The sequence below is a fragment of the Bacillus cereus group sp. Bc061 genome (genome assembly GCF_027715825.1).
Taxonomy (GTDB): Bacteria; Bacillota; Bacilli; order Bacillales; family Bacillaceae_G; genus Bacillus_A; species Bacillus_A paranthracis.
This window is the reverse complement of the sequence record NZ_JAQFTZ010000001.1, coordinates 1,155,338-1,172,983: the sequence shown is the minus strand read 5'-3', so window position 1 is coordinate 1,172,983 and position 17,646 is coordinate 1,155,338. Positions and strand designations below refer to the sequence as shown.

Sequence of the window (17,646 nt, the reverse complement as noted above, 5' to 3'; positions counted from 1 at the left end):
GAATGCATGAATGATTGTAAGAAAGTTCGATGTTTTCCTTTTTCTTTTTTTATTAAAGTGAAAAAGAAGAAAGCGGTGTCATAAGAGGTTGGTATTTTTAGGTGGGTACAATAACCAACACTATCCATGTAATAAAAGTATATGGCAATCAGTAAGACACCTTACTAATAAGGAGGGATTTGAAATGTCTTTTTCTCAATTCAATATCGATATTTTTCGAGCCATTAATGATTTAGGTAAACAATATTCATTCCTAAACCCGGCCATAGTATTTTTGGCAGAATATATGGTATATATTTTAGCTTTAATTATTTTAACTTATTGGTTTATTGGATCTAGAAAAAGTAGGATGATGGTTATTCAAGCGATGGTTGCTTTTGTAATTGCTGAGGTGATTGGAAAAATAGCAGGGAAATTTCATTTGAATTATCAACCGTTTGCAGTATTGCCTCATGTTAATAAACTTGTCGACCATGCTGTAGATAATTCATTTCCTAGTGACCATACGATTCTCTTTTTTTCAATTTGTTTTTCATTTTCGCTTGTGCGTAAAAAAGCTGGATGGCTATGGCTTATACTTGCATTTTGTGTAGCGATTTCTCGTATTTGGGTAGGGGTTCATTATCCTTTTGATATTGCAGTAGGGGCTTTAATAGGGTGTATTTCAGCGATAATTTCGTATTGGTTAGTACCGAAATTATCTTTTATTAGGCAATTACTTACTCAATATGAAAGAGTAGAGAAACATGTTTTACCATCCAAAAACAAATCAAAAGGATTGTGAGTATAGACCTTTATCACCCTCATTACTATTCTTCACAAGTTGAATGTTCAATGCACTTATTTACATTCATGAAGATGAAAAGGAATGGGTAGTACATCTAGGTAATAAAATAGCTTGTTACCTAGATGTATAATCTAAATGCTGTTCCGTTAACATTTTGAATGTATCGTTATTGCAGAATTAAACCTACAATCATAATGAAACTAAATAGTATCATCCAACCAAACGCACAATAGCCGAAGATTCTAATCCATTTTGGCAATTGATTCATGTTAACTCTATTTGTGGGAACTCCTTGCATAAAAAACATCATTTTTTGATCTCTATCCCTATTATTTTGTTGTTCACACATAATATTATCACCTTTCTAGAACTATTGTGTTTATAGTATATCAGTCTGAAGAAAATTATGTATAAGGGCTCGTTTGCATCTTGAGTGGTGAATTTTATAAATAGCGAAAAAGAGTCCTATATAAATGGGACTCTTTTTCTTCAAGTATTAACTTACTGGATATGCATTAGAACCAAGATAACGTTCTTTTATAATTTGTAGATGATGAAGCTCATGTCCAGCTATGATGTATGCTAATGCACGAACTGTAACTTCAGATTTGTTCGCATATCCTTTTTGTAACCAAGTGTCTTGATCTAAGCTTTTCAGTAAATGCAAGGTAGATTGGCGAACAACTATTAAATTCTCAAGAAGATCTTGCATAGATTGCTTATCAAAAGCAGCTTTAAGAACATACATATCATCGTTATAGCCTGGAAGTTCTGCTGTCTCGCCTCGAGCGATAGATAACAAGCGATACGCCATAACACGTTCTGTATCCGCAATATGGCCGATTACTTCTTTTATACTCCATTTAGTAGGAGCATATCGAAAAAGTCCCTCACTATCAGAAATCTCTTTTAATAAAAGATTTGTTTCCTCTATTTGTTGCGCTAAAATTTGTATGATATTTCCTTCTGATACTAAGTTAACATACGTTGCATAATAGGAGTTATATTCACTTGCCTTTGGTTTAATTTGCATACGAATCATCCTTTATATTTAATCTTTACGTACAGCTTATCACAAAATAATTTCAAATTAATCTGAAAGTTCGAAATTACGATTAAAAAATTCACCTACTACCTTAGTTGAAATTGTTTATTTTCACATCAATTAACAAATAGAAAAAGGATTTTTGATTTAACTCTTAGAATATCGTTCTATTACGAGCTCTTTCATATGAATTGTTTTTTTGATTACTTTTGATGATATCTAGGAAATATAGAAAGGTTGTGAAGTTATTTGATGGGTTATAAAGCTATGCTGTTTGATTTAGATGATACGTTACTTAATAGGGATAAGGCAGTAGATACATTGTTTTTATTTGTTTTAGAAAAATGTTATGAAGATGTTAGTGATACAGTTAAAAACAATATGCTACGGAAATTTAAAGAATATGATAAAAGGGAATACGGCATGAGTGATAAAGCAATAGTTTTAGAATCGTTGTTTGATGAATTCCCGCCGAAGTATAGGTTGCCACGCAATTATATCCAAGATTTTTGGAATAATAATTTCCCTAAATGTTTTTCAATAGACAAAAATACTATTCATTTCTTACATCATATAAAGAAGCACTTTGAAGTTGGAATTATAACAAATGGCTCAACTCAAAGGCAAAGGGCTAAAATAATTAACACGAATTTAAACAATTACTTTGATACGATCATTATTTCTGAAGAAGTAGGATTGAGTAAACCGGATAAACGTATATTTGAACTAGCATTAAATAAACTTGATGTGCAACCAGAAGATGTATTATTTGTTGGAGATGACTTAGAAAAGGATATTGCTGGTCCTCAAAATGCAAATATAAAAGGGATATGGTTTAATCCTCATAGAATCACAAATAAGACTGAAATAAAACCGTACTCTGAGATTGACACTTTTGATAGTTTATTAACTTATATTACTCCGCAATGTTTTTATAATAAGTAAAAGTATTGCGGAGTAATGAATTTTTATATTCTAAACAAATAATTAAGAGAGATTTCATTTACCGTATTGTAAGTAAAAACAAAGAAACACTTAAATCTCTACTTAAGGGAAGTAACTTTATAGAAACGTTCATTACTGGTAACTGTTTCAGAAATAAACAAACTAAAAATACAAGTAAGGAATGTATTCTTAATCTCGCATTGCCCCAGCCTCTCGGGAAGTCATTGCTCCTTGTCCTGCTCTTACATCATTTTGAATTTCTTGTTTTACTTTTTGCGCATCAGTTGTAGCAAAATCCGATTTCATATTAGAATCAGATTTTATAGCTTTTTTAAGATGTTGCATACAAACCCTCCTTAATTTAATATTTAACAAACTTATTACTTACAAAAATACATTCTTCATCCCACGAATAGTTGAACGCATTTTACTTAAATTAAAGTGGAAATTATAAAAAGAAGAGTAAGGACGAGTGACAAGGATTTTGAATATGATTACACAAAGCAGAAGAACCTATTCAATATAGACGCTTTGTACAGAAGATTGTCCCAAAGTCATTTATATGAGGCAAGAGGCAAGAAACAAGAATTAGAAACACTAATGATGTATTGGTGGCTACATGATATGGATGGAGACACTGGTCATAGGAAAGAGTATTTAGCGACAACATATCCTGAAGTGTTCGCATAAAAAAAGCCTCCAAACGGAGGCTTTTTTTATGCAGATAAATGACTCGATGAAGACATCGCTTTTACATTCATTATTATCTCGCGTTCTAAGATATCATTTTTCTTACCAATACGGCTTCCGATAAAGAATACATCGATTAAAGCCCAAAAACCAAGTCCACCTAGAGTAAGTGTCATAGCGATAGCCATACCAAAGTCACGTGCGTAGTAACGATGCCCACCAAGTCCACCTAGGAAAAACCATATTAAGTAAGCAATCCCTTTTGACTTTTTCTTTTTTTCAAACTCCGAAGTAACAAGAACCATTTGGTCCGCTGTTAAATCTTTTTTCAATAGTAGATTATCCATTGGAATTCTCCCTTTAAATGTAAGATATAATAATTTCGAATATAAATATATCATAATTCGATTGTGAAAAGTAATATTTTTAAAATATATAATGCACACCAACAAATAAAAGTATATTCGAATTATTACGGTTTTTACCTTCCACTTTTTTGTTTAAGTAAAAAGTAAATTAAAGTAATAATTATATCCTGTTATATGCCTTTTCACGTCACTCATGATTATATACATTCTATACAATGTAGAAGAACTGATGTTTGTGGTAAACTAAGAAATGAATAAAGGGGGAGTTTTCTTGAATAATTTTAATGATACGATCCGACATTTAAACAATATAGTTTACAAACCTAACAATTTAATAATTACGAATCTAAAAGAAGAAAAGCAAAACGCAGAATATGCAGGATGTATATTTCACTTAAATAACAAAACCATCCGTTTTAGAAAATCCAAAATTACTCCTAATAAAATTGGTCAATTTGTTTCTTTTTGGGAGAAAGATGACGATATGCAAAATCAAGCATTCTCTTATGACGCTGCTCCTGACTTATTAATTATTACTTGTATAGATGATAATAAACTAGGACAATTTATCTTCCCTAAAGAAATTCTTCTTAAGGAAAAAATCTTGAGAACACAAAATCAAAAAGGCAAGATGGCTATGCGGATTTATCCTATATGGGATAATCCTGTCAGTAATCAAGCTAAAAAGAGCCAAATGTGGCAGCTTCAGTATTTTGTTGATTTAAGCGATCATAATAATTTACCTATAGACAAACTATTACATTTGTATTCGTAGCTTCTTATCTTAAGTAATCTTGTTGGTTAGACTTTTTGTACCGGTACAGTTAAACGAAATGTACATTGTTTCAGTACCCCATCAAAATTACAATCAGCATATACTAGTTTAACTTATACATTTTAAGGGGTGCTGACTATGACAAGTCTACAACATAAGCTTTTTACAAGATTGAATCTTGCAAAGCGTACTAAAGTGAAGTTTGAAGAATTAAATACAATTCTTTTTGCATTTGCACACACGATACCATTTGAGAATTTAGATGTTATAGCAAGTAACACGAATACAATTACTATGGAAAATTTACAGAATAAAATTTTAAGTACATCCCGCGGCGGACTTTGTTATGAATTAAATACTCTTTTGTACTACTTTTTAAAAGATTGTGGTTATGATGTACAACTCGCATTAGGTACCGTATATAAAAATGATATAAACACTTGGGCACTCGAGGATGGGCATATAACGATTATTCTAAATTATGATAACGTACGATACGTAATTGATGTAGGTATTGCTTCATTAGTACCTCTAGTCCCTGTACCTTTTACTGGTGAGGCTGTTTCTTCTAAAAATGGTACGTATCGAGTGAGACGAAAAGATACGAGTAAAGGGAATTACGTTCTAGAAAGAAAAGATACAAACGGTGAGTGGAAAGTATGTCATGCTTTTTATAATCATATCATTGATGAAATAGTAGTGAATGATGTTCAAAAAAGAGTAGTAGAAGATGAGAAATCTATTTTCAATAAAGGACCAATTGCAGTGAAATTGACGGAATCTGGTCATGTCTCTTTAACCAATACTAGTTTCACTGAAATAGTTCATGGCGAAAAAGCGAAACGTGAAATTACAGAAGAGCAATATAGAGAGCTTTTATATACTTTATTTGCTATTGAGTTATGATAACGCGAATAGCTAGCCGGTTCTTATGAAGAATCGGTTATTTTAATTTAAAACAATTATTAAAGTTTGATTTTCTTAATAGATATAATACACTAGAACAGTATAAAAAAGGATAAACAATGAATTTTAAATGTAAAGGAAGATTTTTATGTCAATAATCGATAAATTAAAGCTTAATAAGTATACAAATATGGTCGTAATTAATGAACCAAGTGATTATGACATTTTTACCGGGAAAGAAACTACATTTTCAAAAGAACACGATGCTATTTTTATTTTTGTAGAAACACTGGATGAAATGGTGAAACAAACAAATTTTATTATTAGTAATGAAGAATTACTAATTGAAAAAGGATACATATTCATTGCATATCCGAAAAAGGGTAATTCTCGCTACAGTACGTTTATTCACCGTGATGAGATGTTTCCAGCATTAAACGTTGGAGAAGATGGATATGTGGGAGAAAGCGATATTAAATTTGCACGAATGGTAAGTATGGATGACATCTTTACTGTTGTAGGTTTAAAGCGTGAGAAGAAAAAAGCGACAAAAACGCCTGCAATGAGCCAATGTGTAGCTGATTATGCAGATCGAATTCAAGATGTTGAAGCTTTATTAGCTAATCACCCAAATGAACTTAAGTTTTATCAAAGTTTAACACCTGGATATCAAAAAGATTGGGCACGTAATTTATTTTCTGTAAAACAAGAAAAAACACGTGAAAAACGTCTTGAGAAAATGATCGAAATTCTTTCCCAAGGATATAAAACAATTGAATTATTTCGTAAAAAGAAAAAGTAAAACTAGGTAATTCACAATGATGCAACAATTAATTGAGCTTAGCACATTGTAAAAAGGATTCCTTTCAGTATACTAAAGTATGTTCTTATATTTAAATAATTAGCAAAAGAGAAAAGGTGTTTGAAATGAAATCGTATATTGTAGTTGGAGCTGGTATTTTAGGAGCGTCTACTGCTTACCATCTTGCTAAGGCTGGCGCGAACGTTACTATCGTGGATCGTCAACAAGTAGGTCAAGCAACAGATGCAGCAGCAGGTATTGTCTGTCCATGGCTTTCACAACGTCGTAATAAAGCATGGTATAAAATCGTTAAAGGCGGTGCACGTTACTATTCTTCGTTAATTCAGCAATTAGAAGAAGACGGTGAAACGGATACAGGTTATAACCGTGTAGGTGCAATTAGTTTACATACTGATGAGAAAAAACTAGATCAAATGGAAGAGCGAGCTTATAAGCGCCGTGAAGATGCACCAGAGATTGGTGAAATTACGCGTTTATCAGCTGAAGAAACGAAAAAATTATTCCCAGCATTATCAGAAGAATATAGTTCTGTTCATATTAGTGGTGCTGCACGAGTAAATGGAAGATTATTACGCAACGCATTAATAAGCGCTGCGAAAAAACATGGTGCAACTTTTATAAAAGGCAATGCAGTATTAGTCTGTGAAGGTAGTCAGATTACGGGTGTTAAAGTAAACGATAAAACAATTCTAGCAGAAAAGGTTATTGTAACTGCAGGTGCATGGGCGAATGAAATCTTAAACCCATTAGGAATTAATTTCTTAGTTACGTTTCAAAAAGGACAAATTGTTCACCTGCAAATGGAAAATATAGCAACAGAAAATATGCCAGTTGTTATGCCGCCAAATGATCAATACATTTTAACATTTGACAATGGCCATGTCGTAATTGGTGCAACACATGAGAATGATACTGGTTTCGATCACCGTGTAACGGCTGGTGGTTTAAATGAAGTATTCCATAAAGCATTAACAGTTGCACCTGGCTTAGAAAATGCTACTATGCTTGAAACGAGAGTTGGATTTAGACCATTCACACCAGGGTTCTTACCTGTAATTGGCCCGCTTCCTAACTTTGAAGGTATTCTCGTTGCAAACGGATTAGGTGCCTCAGGTTTAACTGCAGGTCCATATTTAGGATCAGAACTTGCTAAGTTAGCGCTGGGACAACCAATTGAGTTAGATTTAAATGATTATGACGTTGCGGGCGCAATTGAATAACATCGGGTATGAAAAAATACACTAAGCAAATTCGATAGGAAATAAGTAGTTTTTTCTCCGTTCAGAGTAAGACTGTTTACGAAAAATGAAATTCTTTAAAAATAAAGAGCCGACACCATGAACGTGCATTATTAATGTAGAATTGTGATGTTTGCTCTTTATTTCTATTTATTTAAAGCTTTTTTTGAGAGGAGGTTAAGTAATGAGAGCACCATATCAAGTATTAATATTTCCTTATATAAAAACTGACGATTCTATTCAATATGCGATTTTCAACCGAAGTGATTATGGTTATTGGCAAGGAATAGCTGGTGGTGGAGAAGACGGTGAGATTCCTATTGAATCAGCAAAACGTGAAGCGTTTGAAGAGGCTGGTATTACAAGAGAATGTTCATATATACAATTAGATTCTGTGTCTTCACTACCAGTAGAGGATGTAGTTGGAGAATTCCTTTGGGGAGATGACGTTTATGTAATAAAAGAATTTTCGTTTGGAGTTAAAGTACCTACAAAAAACATCTCATTATCTAAAGAACACTTACATTATAAATGGTTATGCTTTGAGGAAGCCGTAACGTATTTGAAGTGGGATAGCAACAAAACAGCATTGTGGGAATTAAACAAAAGACTATTAAAACAATAAAGTGAAACTTTAATCAGTGGGGGTTTTCTTCATCCCCACTGATTATTAGTTGAACCAATCGGACTTTTATGGGCAGTTAATCCCTCACCTAACTTCTTTACTTTTTCTGAATTTTGAGGTGGGGGGTCTTACTGCCCATTAAAGCGAGATAAAAGTGTTAGCTAACAAAGATATTAGCGGAACAAGAATTGAACACTACTAAAAATCAAACATGGATTTGGCAGGGTCAATGAACCAAGAGAACTTGCACTAAGAAAAGCTCTATACAGTTGCCTCTGAAAAAATGAAAATAGTTAGAAATATTTTTTTGTTGTATGGTTTTTGGCTCTGAATAGCGGAATACATATTAAGTATTCAACAGTTCAAATAAAACGAGTCATCTTTTTATTTGAAGAAGAAAGATGACCAGTTTTATGCTAAAATTCGCTTAGTGTATATTTTCGTTAAAATGTGGGCAGGCCCACTTTTAGCAAAACCGGAGTGGAAATGATGAGTATAAATTGTTTTGTGGGATTGATAAAGAATGAATTATTAAAAGAGATAAGCATAAGAAGCGAGGATGAATCCGAGCCTGTAGTAGTTAAAGATATTCCTAGACTTTGGAAGTGTTTAGGGAAAGGTAATTATGCCGCGGTATTCATGCACAAAGAGTACAAAGATTGGGTAGTGAAAGTATACGCGCGCGAAGGAGAAGGCATTGAAAAAGAGTCAGAAGTATACCGCAGAATCGGAAACCATCCTTCTTATTCAAAGCTTATTTATAAAGGAGAAAATTTCATAGTATTGAAACGGTTAAAAGAAATTACCTTATACGATGCTGTTCATAAAGGGATTAAAATCCCTAAGCAGGTGATCCTTGATATCAATAAAGCTTTAGAGTATGCAAGAGAACAAGGATTAACCCCCTGCGATGTTCACGGGAAAAATGTGATGATGGAAAAAGGAAGGGGATATGTAGTCGATGTATCTGATTTCTTAAAAACAAATGAAGATAGTAAGTGGAGAGATCTAGAAAAGGCATATTTTACATTTTATTTGCCTTTCATTTATAAATTGCCTTTCCCTGTTAAAATTCCGTATTTTATGTTAAACATTGTTAGACGTTCGTATAGAAAATATAAGAATCTTAAAAAGAAATTCAAGTTGTAATACTTATAAGTGAACCGCTAGTAAACAAAAGGACCGTACATATTAGAGATGTACGGTCCTAATCTTTTTTATGCATACATATTTTTGCTAGTTATATCACTATCAATCCCAAAACGAGATATTTTGAATAAATGAAATCGTCAAAATAAGTGTTGATGCGGAACCAGCAGTTAATAACATTACTATTTTTCGTCCATTCTGTTTTTTTGAAGGTTTTATAAGTTCTGTAATCAACACAATCCATATTATTATAGAAACTATAGAAATAATATTTATAGACATATGTAACACATCCCTTCGTGTTTTTACATAAACATTTCTTTTTTATAAATTAAAAGCAGTTTAACAATAAAATATGTACAGCATTATAAATCAATATTTTCCTGTTAAACCATCTTTTTTAAATAAAAATACGACTGATAAAATAATAACAACAGCCTTCAAACTGCCCCAATATGGATAAATAGCATGATCTGTTAGATTAGCATGCTGAAAAATGTTCTCTAATCCAAAAATCCCAATAATGACCGCTAAAAGAAAAGCAGATTTTCCAATAGTTGTATTACGGTAGAGGGTAAATAAATATAGTGCAAATATAAGCGGTAAGATGATTTGGAGTAAAAGTGTCATAAGTAGCCCTCCTAGTTTATTTATAATTATATTATATACAAAATTGTAATAAAAAGGAATTGCTCTTTTTGATACTAATAAGATCCCTCTAATCATACTCTTCTATTAAAAAGAATATAAAGGGGTGTAAAGTTAATTGACAAAAGTTAAAGTTCGTTTACGACCCATTGTTCATAACATAAATTTACCCACTGTAATAAAAACAGCAATTCTTCCAGGTGAATCGGCTGAAAGGCTATTTATCGCAACGCAATTAGGAGAGGTTTTCTACATAGGAGATGGCGTCATAAAAACATTTTTAAATATTCGTCCGCGAATTATAAAATTAGGCACATCTGAAGAAGGTGTCTCTAGTAGTGGTTATGATGAACGAGGATTGCTAGGACTAGCATTTCATCCACAATTTTATCAAAACGGTTTATTTTATCTTCATTATTCAGTAGCTGGCACTCAAGGACCTAGTGCACTTTCTGAACAATTTAAACCGAATCCTTGTGACCCGAAAACTTTAAATTTAAAATGGCTAAATAGAGATACGCAATATGATCATATCGATACAATTGAAGAATGGATTTTACAATCAAACGGTCACCCTCAAAAACGTAGAACATTACTTAATATAAAACGCCCATTTTTTAATCATAATGGAGTAAATACTTTAAACTTTTCTCCAGAGACGGGGAAACTTGTTTTTACAAATGGAGATGGTGGCTCGGGTTATGATCCGTTCAATTTAAGCCAAGATGATTTAGAAATAGCAGGTAAAATTATTGAAATCGATGTAAGTAAAAATACATTCATAAATAATCCTCCAGTCGTTACACGCTTTAATGAACTTCCTCTATCTATACAAGAAACACTTACAGTAATTGCGAAAGGTGTTCGTAATATAACCGGTATTTCATTCCAAAGGTTTTATAATCAGTATATTAAATATGCAGGTAATGTCGGACAGGATATTGTAGAGTCTATTTTTTCATTTGTTCAATATAAACCAATCCGGGTTACCGAACTTGTTCAAATGCATGTAATGAGACTCACCCCCAATCAAGATGGATTTATTAATTTTGGTTGGAGAGGATGGGAAGGAGAATTGCCTACTTCTTTTATAAAACACTGTTCTGAAAATCCTACTTTTGATGAGAGAACAATGGCTTATTATAATGAAACAATAGAAACATCAGTGAAGCGAATTCAGCCACTCATTAGTTATTTTCATAAAGATCCAAGACCGGATAAGTTTGGAGGAACTTCACTAACAGGCGTTCAACCATATATGGGAACTGCAATCCCGAATTTACATGGTAGTGTTGTGTTTACTGACCTTGCTAGAAAAGAAGAGTCTCGGCCGCCAGTTAAAGGTGTATTAGCATATACTAGAGCAGGTACAGATGGTAAACATACTGATTTTCATGTTATTGAAACTGATTATGATTTTGGTACGCAAGCCGCTTATTATATGAGTTTAGGAACAAATTTGGATCAAACTAGGTTATATTTAGGAGTTTACGGTTCTATGAAAGTAACTGATTTTAACAAAGGTACCATTTTTGAAATTATCTCTTAATACGATATACACTCGTAGTTTAATCATACAAGGAATTCCCTTTGTTTTAAAACGTACAAGTTCTCCCCCTAAAAGCCTTTTATTGTATAGTAACTCATTACAAGTAGAACACAGCTCATAAACCACTAGTGTATGAATAAGATAGAAAGTGATGGATGAGATATCTTTAGGGGGTATTTTGATGAATCGATTTGTACGTTATTGGTGTCAACTTATGATAAAGAATAATGGGGACTTTGTTCATAAAAGAAAATTATCCCTAGCAAATAAAGTAGTCATTACAGCTTTAATGAGTGCTTTGGCCACCATGTTTCAAGCAGCAGGTAACTTAATTCCTGGTATAGGGTTATTTATTAGCCCTTTTGCGACGTTACCAATTTTTTTGGCGATTTGCTACTCTATTCGTGAGGGAGTACTTTCTTATTTCCTTACTATTCTCCTATTATTTATTATTGAGCCAAGTGAACTAATTGTTTTTCCTTTTACTACAGGTTTATTAGGTATAGCCTTAGGGCTTTCCTTTATACAATTCAAGAGGAGAATTTGGGTTGTTTCCTTTTCTGCAATTTGTCTACTTATAGGAATTATGATAGTTCTCGATATTTTCCGTTTTCCAGTACTTGGTCCTACTATTCATACAACTATGGATATAAAAATGATTTTATCAATATTTATACTGAGCTTTCTATACTGCTGGATCTATGCAGGGCTTTGTAGAATATTGTTGAATAGAGTATATAGAGTATGGTTTTAACACTTGTATGGAATGGAGACTTAAAACATGTATAACGTTGCAATTAGGAGACCAAATTCGGATGATTTAGAGGAACTACACTTATTTTTCCGTATAGTTATTACGAATACATATAAAGACGAAGGATTATCACAACTATTGGATGACATAGAAAATGAAATTGACATGAAAAAGCAATATTTGAAAACAGATTTTGATAGTAATGGAGAAAAACGTTACTTTTTATTAGCAATAGATACAAATAACGATAAAATCATTGGTACAATTGAAGTTGGTCCAGCAAGTACATTGATTAATAGTTGTACAGGCGGTGTACTTAAGGATTTGTATGAAATAGGAACTGTTTTTATACTGCCGGAGTATCAAAAAAAGGGTATCGGGAGTTTACTACTAAATGCAATATTTCTTACGTTACTTAGCAAAGGTATAACAGAGTACTGTTTAGATAGTGGATACAAAAAAGCGCAAAGTATATGGACAAAGAAGTTTGGAAAGCCTAATTATGTACTGAAAGATTATTGGGGAGAATCAAGTGATCATATGATTTGGAAGAAGAGTTTACATGATACACCTATAATATTTGAATTATAAAATGAAATATGGCTATGAACGTAGCTTTTCTTACATATGTATGCTATTATTTATCTTTATAATAAAAGAGGACGTGAATGAACTTGATTAAAATTAGTATCCCTGAAGTTGATGTTACAATTACTGAACGTAAACAAGTTATTAGAGGAGACGAGCCAAGAATTACGCCAATCAATGGTTTTATCGACTTCCACTTGTTCCCTAGAGATAAAGGCGGCATTTTTATGTTTTACAATATTAATGACGAACTACTTTTCGTAGGTAAAGCTCGTAAAATTAGACAACGTATTAAGAAGCATTTCGAAGACAATGTTTCTCCAATTAAAAATCACCGTGATGAAGTATACCGCATTGATGCATGTATCGTAGAAGATCCAACAGAAAGAGAAATTTACGAAACATATATCATTAATGAATACAAAGCAAAATATAACGTTGATAAAGTATTCTATAAATAAGCAATAAAAAAACAATCCTAGCACATATACTGGGATTGTTTTTTTAGTTAGATTTATCCCTCATATTTTTCTCCTTTTTTTAAATGATTAGCAGCAATAAAACAAACTACACCTATACATATAAGTACAATTCCAATTGTTTTATGTTTTCCAAAAAAGAAAGGAATATCAGAAATAACATTTGTCATACATAACCCTACAAATACAAGGATAGGTCCTATCCACAGTAATACATTGCCGAATTTTGTATGTTTCCGCATAGTAAGCCTCCTCATCCCTTTTTACATATATATCCATGAATTGAAAGTAAATTCATAGAGAAATATAGTTTTTTTCATATCGAAAATTTAACCTTCATATATTGGTACAAGCAAACAAGAAAGGGGCCCATCATGAATTGGTTAGAAGCTTTTATATTAGGGATCATACAAGGTTTAACAGAGTTTTTACCGATAAGTAGTACAGGTCATCTTTATTTAGGAAGGCATTTGTTTCAATTAGATGAAGCAGGATTGTTTTTAGATACGATGCTGCACATTGGGACTTTACTTGCGGTGTTTATTTATTACAAAAAAGAATTTATATATTTAATCAAAAATCCGTTTTCAAAGCTGATGCTACTACTTATTGTTGGGACGATACCCGCAGTTGTAATCGGGTTGTTATTTAAAGACTTTTTTGAGGATATTTCAAAAACAGGTATTACGATTGGTTGGGAGTTTTTAGTGACCGGATTCTTCCTCTACATGGCGGATAAACAAAAGAATGGTCGTAAAAAAATGGATGACATTACATATAAAGATGCATTTATCATCGGTTCATTTCAAGCAGCGGCTATTTTTCCGGCTATTTCTCGTTCTGGTATGACAATCGTCGCTGCATTATGGAGGAAGTTAGACCGCGAAACCGCTGCTTACTTTTCCTTTTTATTATCAACGCCAGCTATTGTCGGAGCTATCATTTTGCAATTTGCAGATGTTTTTCAAGGGAAAGCAGAATCTATTTCTAGTACATCTTTAATTGTCGGAACGTTATCAGCTGCGTTTTTCGGTTACATAGCCGTTTCATGGATGATTCAATATCTAAAAAATCATTCCTTAAAAGTATTCGCGTATTATGTATGGGGATTAGGTATTTTAATTTTAACATTGCAATTTACTGATGTGTTTTAAGTATAATGATAAAGAAGTTAATTAGTTTAAGATCCTGTTTCATTCATACAAGACAGGATCTCTTTTTATTAAGGGGGAAAACATGTTTAATAAGGCTATCGTTATTGGTGGAAGTATGGCAGGAAAGCTCGCAGCAAAAGCATTATCAACTTCTTTTAAAGAAGTAATCATTATAGAAGCTGGTGAAAGATGGGATGGAAAGTCTTCGAGAAAAAGAGTTCCACAAAGTAATCATCCTCATGTGTTATTAAAAGGCGGAGAAAACGCCATTGAGGAATTGTTTCCAAATATTACGAACGAATTAATAGAAGCAGGTAGTATCGTAAATAACTTTACTCGCGATTTAAAATGGCATCAATTTGGTTTATGGAAACAGCCATTCACAGGAGAAGTACATATGATTCAACAAAGTAGGTTTTTGCTTGAATGGCATATTCAAAAACGAATACATCAAATTTCAAATATCACCAGTAAATTTAAAACACTAGTGGAAGGGTTAATAGTAGACAGAAAGGCTAACAAAGTATGTGGAGTAAAAGTTAAATGTTTAGAGACAGGCATACAAGAAGAAATACATGCAGATATTGTTGTTGATGCAAGTGGATTTAGTTCAAAAAGTATAGAGTGGCTACGAGAATACGAAATTGAAGTACAAGAAGAGAAAGTTCGTATTAATTTATTTTACGCAACGAAAATGTTTAAACTTAAAGAAAATGAGGAGTTAGACTGCTGTAATATGCTAATGTCTCCAAGTTTCCCTGACAATCCGCATGGTGTTCTTATTCAAACGATTGAGGATAATCGTTATTTTGTTACTTTCAGCGGGTATGCAAGTGAGAAAGCACCACAAACAGATGAGGAATTTTATAATTTTGCTGAAAATCTATCAATCTCCAATGTTACGGATTTCCTAAATAAAGCGGAGGCAATTTCAGATATCAAAACGTATAAAATTCCTTATCAAGTACGTCGGAGATTTGATCTCACTACAAATATGCCAGAAGGATTATTAGTCGTTGGAGATGCACACTGTCGTTTTGATCCTGTTTTCGGTCAAGGTGTTTCCGTTGCAGCTATGGAAGCTCACCAGTTGCAATTACTTCTGCAAGGTAGAAAACAACTTGATAAAACATTTACAAAACAATTTTATAAAAAGGCAGCTACTATAATAGAAACCCCTTGGGATATGACAACAACGGAAATATCACGTCACCCGCAGCTACAGAGAGAATTAACTACAAAACAAAAATTTCAGCTATGGTATACGAAACAAATATATCGACTATCCGCAAGTAATTCTGATGTTTATATTCGGTTAGTACGAGTGATGAATTTAATTCGTAGTCCATTTCACCTATTTCATCCAAAAGTGCTACTTGCTGTGTTATTAAAACGAAAGAAATAGCAGGAAAATAGTTGATTAAAAAAGAATATATAACAGTTAGTAGATATAGAAGGGGTAATCGAAATGAAAATATACATAGAACAATTAAAGAAACACGATGCTAAGGATTTATTTACGTTTGAACTTACGAATAAGTCTTTTTTTGAAACAATGGTACCTAATCGTGGCTCGCAATATTTTGATTTTGAATATTTCCAAAAACTACTAGATAATTTATTAATAGAACAGGCGGATGGAGAATCTTATTTTTATTTAATTCGTAACGAAGAAAATGAAATTGTAGGGAGAATAAATTTAGTAGATATAGATTCGGAGACTCGAATCAGTTCGTTAGGTTATCGGGTCGGAGAAAAATTTACTAAAAAAGGAGTTGCAACTGCAGCCGTAAAATTAATTTTAGACGTAGCAAAAAATAATGAAATTAATGAGGTTCATGCTAAAACAACTTCTAATAATCTTGCATCACAAATTGTACTAGAAAAAAGCGGGTTTTCTTCTTATCAAAACGAAGCAGATACAACATCTGTACAATTGAATGGGGAACAGGTGAATTTTGTACATTATATTTGGAGAAATACTTCGCGCTTATAAGAAGGGGGACTTATTCATGAATGATTTACGATATCCAATTGGGCAATTTACATACAAACGTCCTATAACGGAAGACATGATAGATACATGGATTCAAGAAATTGAAGATTTACCTAATGAACTAACGAAAGCTATTAAAGATTTAGATCAGAAGCAGTTAGACACACCGTACCGCGTTGGTGGATGGACAGTTCGTCAAGTAGTCCATCACGTTGTTGACAGCCACATGAATAGCTACATACGCTTTAAATTAGCACTAACAGAAAAGAATCCAACGATTAAACCATATAAAGAAGAAAAGTGGGCAGAATTACCTGATTCTAAATTACCAGTAGATGTTTCATTAGTAATGTTAGAGTCATTACATAAAAGATGGGTTAACCTTTTATATTCTTTAGAACTTGAAGATTTAGAAAAGACATTTAACCATCCAGATACTGGTGAAACAAAACTTGCTGCTGCAATTGGACTATATGCATGGCATGGTCGTCATCATACAGCTCATATAACTTCATTAAGAAAACGACTAAATTGGTAACATGGAGATTACATTAGAGAAGGCAACAGAAAGTGATGCAGCAGTTTTATTTCAAATGCAAATAGACTCATTTAACCCTTTATTACATAAATATAAAGACTATGAAACAAACCCAGCAAATGAATCTATTGAAAAAACTATATTTAGAATAAATAATCCCAGCAGTAATTTTTATAAGATGATAATAGATTCGAAACTTGTTGGAGCGATATGTATATCCCAAAAAGAACTACCTTATAAATTTTGGATCAGTCCAATGTTTATTCATCCAATCTATCAAGGGAAAGGAATTGCTCAGAAGGTACTTATTTTAATTGAAGAGATGTTTCCAGAAGCACGAAGTTTTGAACTTGCTACGATTTTAGAAGAAGAAAGAAATTGTTTTCTATACGAAAAGATGGGATATAAAAGAACAGAAGTAACTAAGAAATTAAATGATAAAACTACACTTATTTATTACAAAAAAGAAAGGTAAAGCGTTTAAAATACGCTTTACCTTTTTATGTTATTTTAGATTAAATATACAATTTTAATGTATATTCTTCCAAAATAATCGGATTAGTAATTTTTAAAATGAATAAACATGCAA

Annotated in this window: 24 protein-coding genes and 1 pseudogene; 18 read left to right on the top strand and 7 right to left on the bottom strand. The window is 32.5% G+C overall.

Annotated features, from left to right (window positions below):
* The first annotated feature begins 184 nt into the window (after positions 1–184).
* Entirely contained in the window at positions 185–784 is a 600-nt protein-coding gene (locus tag PDQ40_RS06090) for an undecaprenyl-diphosphatase (RefSeq protein WP_000010577.1), read from the top strand.
* A gap of 169 nt (positions 785–953) precedes the next feature.
* Here PDQ40_RS06090 and PDQ40_RS06085 read toward each other — a convergent pair whose 3' ends face one another.
* Together PDQ40_RS06085 and PDQ40_RS06080 are read right to left on the bottom strand one after the other, a co-directional pair.
* Positions 954–1,136: a hypothetical protein gene (locus PDQ40_RS06085; protein ID WP_000333407.1), complete on the bottom strand. Its 183-nt coding sequence runs from the start codon at positions 1,134–1,136 to the stop codon at positions 954–956.
* A 147-nt stretch (positions 1,137–1,283) separates the two neighbouring features.
* Positions 1,284–1,820, bottom strand: a complete 537-nt coding sequence (locus tag PDQ40_RS06080) for a DinB family protein (RefSeq protein WP_001166030.1) — start codon at positions 1,818–1,820, stop codon at positions 1,284–1,286.
* Positions 1,821–2,084: 264 nt separating this feature from the next.
* Here PDQ40_RS06080 and PDQ40_RS06075 point away from each other — a divergent pair, with 264 nt between their 5' ends.
* The gene (locus tag PDQ40_RS06075) at positions 2,085–2,777 is read left to right on the top strand and encodes an HAD family hydrolase (RefSeq protein WP_000540739.1); all 693 of its coding nucleotides are present in this window, start codon (positions 2,085–2,087) and stop codon (positions 2,775–2,777) included.
* A 189-nt stretch (positions 2,778–2,966) separates the two neighbouring features.
* Here PDQ40_RS06075 and PDQ40_RS06070 read toward each other — a convergent pair whose 3' ends face one another.
* Positions 2,967–3,122: a hypothetical protein gene (locus PDQ40_RS06070; RefSeq protein WP_001164105.1), complete on the bottom strand. Its 156-nt coding sequence runs from the start codon at positions 3,120–3,122 to the stop codon at positions 2,967–2,969.
* Between the two features lie 198 nt (positions 3,123–3,320).
* On the opposite strand from PDQ40_RS06070, the gene PDQ40_RS06065 reads away from it, so the two are divergent.
* Positions 3,321–3,467, top strand: coding sequence for a hypothetical protein (locus PDQ40_RS06065; RefSeq protein ID WP_157406702.1), 147 nt, complete (start codon positions 3,321–3,323; stop codon positions 3,465–3,467).
* 26 nt (positions 3,468–3,493) lie between these two features.
* On the opposite strand, the gene PDQ40_RS06060 is transcribed toward PDQ40_RS06065, so the two are convergent.
* Positions 3,494–3,814 carry a TM2 domain-containing protein gene (locus PDQ40_RS06060; RefSeq protein WP_000369370.1) on the bottom strand — a complete coding sequence of 107 codons (321 nt, stop codon included), beginning with the start codon at positions 3,812–3,814 and terminating at the stop codon, positions 3,494–3,496.
* Positions 3,815–4,106: 292 nt separating this feature from the next.
* Here PDQ40_RS06060 and PDQ40_RS06055 point away from each other — a divergent pair, with 292 nt between their 5' ends.
* The 6 genes from PDQ40_RS06055 to PDQ40_RS06030 all read left to right on the top strand — a co-directional run bounded on the left by PDQ40_RS06055 (position 4,107) and on the right by PDQ40_RS06030 (position 9,351).
* A complete protein-coding gene (locus tag PDQ40_RS06055; RefSeq protein WP_001058770.1) occupies positions 4,107–4,610 on the top strand; it encodes a MepB family protein in 504 nt (167 codons plus the stop codon).
* 138 nt (positions 4,611–4,748) lie between these two features.
* A complete protein-coding gene (locus PDQ40_RS06050) occupies positions 4,749–5,516 on the top strand; it encodes an arylamine N-acetyltransferase family protein (protein ID WP_000202775.1) in 768 nt (255 codons plus the stop codon).
* A gap of 148 nt (positions 5,517–5,664) precedes the next feature.
* Complete coding sequence (locus PDQ40_RS06045) at positions 5,665–6,318, top strand: YdeI/OmpD-associated family protein (protein ID WP_000022233.1); 654 nt, start codon at positions 5,665–5,667, stop codon at positions 6,316–6,318.
* A 125-nt stretch (positions 6,319–6,443) separates the two neighbouring features.
* Positions 6,444–7,559 carry an NAD(P)/FAD-dependent oxidoreductase gene (locus tag PDQ40_RS06040; RefSeq protein WP_002170227.1) on the top strand — a complete coding sequence of 372 codons (1,116 nt, stop codon included), beginning with the start codon at positions 6,444–6,446 and terminating at the stop codon, positions 7,557–7,559.
* 202 nt (positions 7,560–7,761) lie between these two features.
* The gene (locus PDQ40_RS06035) at positions 7,762–8,202 is read left to right on the top strand and encodes an NUDIX hydrolase (RefSeq protein ID WP_001202608.1); all 441 of its coding nucleotides are present in this window, start codon (positions 7,762–7,764) and stop codon (positions 8,200–8,202) included.
* A 486-nt stretch (positions 8,203–8,688) separates the two neighbouring features.
* Positions 8,689–9,351 carry a serine/threonine protein kinase gene (locus tag PDQ40_RS06030; RefSeq protein ID WP_002163628.1) on the top strand — a complete coding sequence of 221 codons (663 nt, stop codon included), beginning with the start codon at positions 8,689–8,691 and terminating at the stop codon, positions 9,349–9,351.
* Between the two features lie 102 nt (positions 9,352–9,453).
* Here PDQ40_RS06030 and PDQ40_RS06025 read toward each other — a convergent pair whose 3' ends face one another.
* Both PDQ40_RS06025 and PDQ40_RS06020 read right to left on the bottom strand, forming a co-directional pair.
* Entirely contained in the window at positions 9,454–9,633 is a 180-nt protein-coding gene (locus PDQ40_RS06025) for a hypothetical protein (RefSeq protein WP_000026330.1), read from the bottom strand.
* Between the two features lie 90 nt (positions 9,634–9,723).
* Entirely contained in the window at positions 9,724–9,981 is a 258-nt protein-coding gene (locus PDQ40_RS06020) for a hypothetical protein (RefSeq protein ID WP_046199126.1), read from the bottom strand.
* Positions 9,982–10,117: 136 nt separating this feature from the next.
* Here PDQ40_RS06020 and PDQ40_RS06015 point away from each other — a divergent pair, with 136 nt between their 5' ends.
* The 4 genes from PDQ40_RS06015 (at position 10,118) to PDQ40_RS06000 (ending at position 13,351) form a co-directional block, all read left to right on the top strand.
* Complete coding sequence (locus PDQ40_RS06015) at positions 10,118–11,548, top strand: PQQ-dependent sugar dehydrogenase (RefSeq protein ID WP_163262429.1); 1,431 nt, start codon at positions 10,118–10,120, stop codon at positions 11,546–11,548.
* Positions 11,549–11,729: 181 nt separating this feature from the next.
* Positions 11,730–12,302: a hypothetical protein gene (locus tag PDQ40_RS06010; protein WP_074541600.1), complete on the top strand. Its 573-nt coding sequence runs from the start codon at positions 11,730–11,732 to the stop codon at positions 12,300–12,302.
* Between the two features lie 27 nt (positions 12,303–12,329).
* On the top strand, positions 12,330–12,893 hold the full coding sequence (locus tag PDQ40_RS06005; protein WP_000282917.1) for a GNAT family N-acetyltransferase: 564 nt from the start codon (positions 12,330–12,332) through the stop codon (positions 12,891–12,893).
* Positions 12,894–12,970: 77 nt separating this feature from the next.
* Positions 12,971–13,351, top strand: a complete 381-nt coding sequence (locus PDQ40_RS06000; protein ID WP_001048949.1) for a nucleotide excision repair endonuclease — start codon at positions 12,971–12,973, stop codon at positions 13,349–13,351.
* 53 nt (positions 13,352–13,404) lie between these two features.
* Here the strand turns inward: PDQ40_RS06000 and PDQ40_RS05995 are convergent, their stop codons facing one another.
* Entirely contained in the window at positions 13,405–13,611 is a 207-nt protein-coding gene (locus PDQ40_RS05995; RefSeq protein ID WP_001225587.1) for a hypothetical protein, read from the bottom strand.
* Between the two features lie 132 nt (positions 13,612–13,743).
* Between PDQ40_RS05995 and PDQ40_RS05990 the strand changes: the two genes are divergently transcribed.
* The 5 genes and pseudogenes from PDQ40_RS05990 to PDQ40_RS05970 form a co-directional block, all read left to right on the top strand.
* Entirely contained in the window at positions 13,744–14,523 is a 780-nt protein-coding gene (locus PDQ40_RS05990) for an undecaprenyl-diphosphate phosphatase (RefSeq protein ID WP_001104264.1), read from the top strand.
* An 82-nt stretch (positions 14,524–14,605) separates the two neighbouring features.
* The gene (locus PDQ40_RS05985; RefSeq protein ID WP_000482078.1) at positions 14,606–15,928 is read left to right on the top strand and encodes an FAD-dependent monooxygenase; all 1,323 of its coding nucleotides are present in this window, start codon (positions 14,606–14,608) and stop codon (positions 15,926–15,928) included.
* A gap of 63 nt (positions 15,929–15,991) precedes the next feature.
* Positions 15,992–16,519: a GNAT family N-acetyltransferase gene (locus PDQ40_RS05980; protein ID WP_000708334.1), complete on the top strand. Its 528-nt coding sequence runs from the start codon at positions 15,992–15,994 to the stop codon at positions 16,517–16,519.
* Positions 16,520–16,535: 16 nt separating this feature from the next.
* Positions 16,536–17,057 carry a YfiT family bacillithiol transferase gene (locus tag PDQ40_RS05975; protein ID WP_000999059.1) on the top strand — a complete coding sequence of 174 codons (522 nt, stop codon included), beginning with the start codon at positions 16,536–16,538 and terminating at the stop codon, positions 17,055–17,057.
* Position 17,058: 1 nt separating this feature from the next.
* Positions 17,059–17,532 (top strand): annotated as a pseudogene (locus PDQ40_RS05970) (GNAT family N-acetyltransferase); the annotation flags it as partial.
* Positions 17,533–17,646: the final 114 nt, after the last annotated feature.

Coding starts and splice junctions, on each gene's coding strand:
- PDQ40_RS06085 (WP_000333407.1), bottom strand. CDS start 1,136: ATGTGTGAACAACAAAATAATAGGGATAGAGATCAAAAAATGATGTTT.
- PDQ40_RS05980 (WP_000708334.1), top strand. CDS start 15,992: ATGAAAATATACATAGAACAATTAAAGAAACACGATGCTAAGGATTTA.
- PDQ40_RS05990 (WP_001104264.1), top strand. CDS start 13,744: ATGAATTGGTTAGAAGCTTTTATATTAGGGATCATACAAGGTTTAACA.
- PDQ40_RS06045 (WP_000022233.1), top strand. CDS start 5,665: ATGTCAATAATCGATAAATTAAAGCTTAATAAGTATACAAATATGGTC.
- PDQ40_RS06020 (WP_046199126.1), bottom strand. CDS start 9,981: ATGACACTTTTACTCCAAATCATCTTACCGCTTATATTTGCACTATAT.
- PDQ40_RS05995 (WP_001225587.1), bottom strand. CDS start 13,611: ATGCGGAAACATACAAAATTCGGCAATGTATTACTGTGGATAGGACCT.
- PDQ40_RS06030 (WP_002163628.1), top strand. CDS start 8,689: ATGATGAGTATAAATTGTTTTGTGGGATTGATAAAGAATGAATTATTA.
- PDQ40_RS06040 (WP_002170227.1), top strand. CDS start 6,444: ATGAAATCGTATATTGTAGTTGGAGCTGGTATTTTAGGAGCGTCTACT.
- PDQ40_RS06010 (WP_074541600.1), top strand. CDS start 11,730: ATGAATCGATTTGTACGTTATTGGTGTCAACTTATGATAAAGAATAAT.
- PDQ40_RS06075 (WP_000540739.1), top strand. CDS start 2,085: ATGGGTTATAAAGCTATGCTGTTTGATTTAGATGATACGTTACTTAAT.
- PDQ40_RS06025 (WP_000026330.1), bottom strand. CDS start 9,633: ATGTCTATAAATATTATTTCTATAGTTTCTATAATAATATGGATTGTG.
- PDQ40_RS05985 (WP_000482078.1), top strand. CDS start 14,606: ATGTTTAATAAGGCTATCGTTATTGGTGGAAGTATGGCAGGAAAGCTC.
- PDQ40_RS06060 (WP_000369370.1), bottom strand. CDS start 3,814: ATGGATAATCTACTATTGAAAAAAGATTTAACAGCGGACCAAATGGTT.
- PDQ40_RS06035 (WP_001202608.1), top strand. CDS start 7,762: ATGAGAGCACCATATCAAGTATTAATATTTCCTTATATAAAAACTGAC.
- PDQ40_RS06070 (WP_001164105.1), bottom strand. CDS start 3,122: ATGCAACATCTTAAAAAAGCTATAAAATCTGATTCTAATATGAAATCG.
- PDQ40_RS06005 (WP_000282917.1), top strand. CDS start 12,330: ATGTATAACGTTGCAATTAGGAGACCAAATTCGGATGATTTAGAGGAA.
- PDQ40_RS06080 (WP_001166030.1), bottom strand. CDS start 1,820: ATGCAAATTAAACCAAAGGCAAGTGAATATAACTCCTATTATGCAACG.
- PDQ40_RS05975 (WP_000999059.1), top strand. CDS start 16,536: ATGAATGATTTACGATATCCAATTGGGCAATTTACATACAAACGTCCT.
- PDQ40_RS06050 (WP_000202775.1), top strand. CDS start 4,749: ATGACAAGTCTACAACATAAGCTTTTTACAAGATTGAATCTTGCAAAG.
- PDQ40_RS06000 (WP_001048949.1), top strand. CDS start 12,971: ATGAACTTGATTAAAATTAGTATCCCTGAAGTTGATGTTACAATTACT.
- PDQ40_RS06090 (WP_000010577.1), top strand. CDS start 185: ATGTCTTTTTCTCAATTCAATATCGATATTTTTCGAGCCATTAATGAT.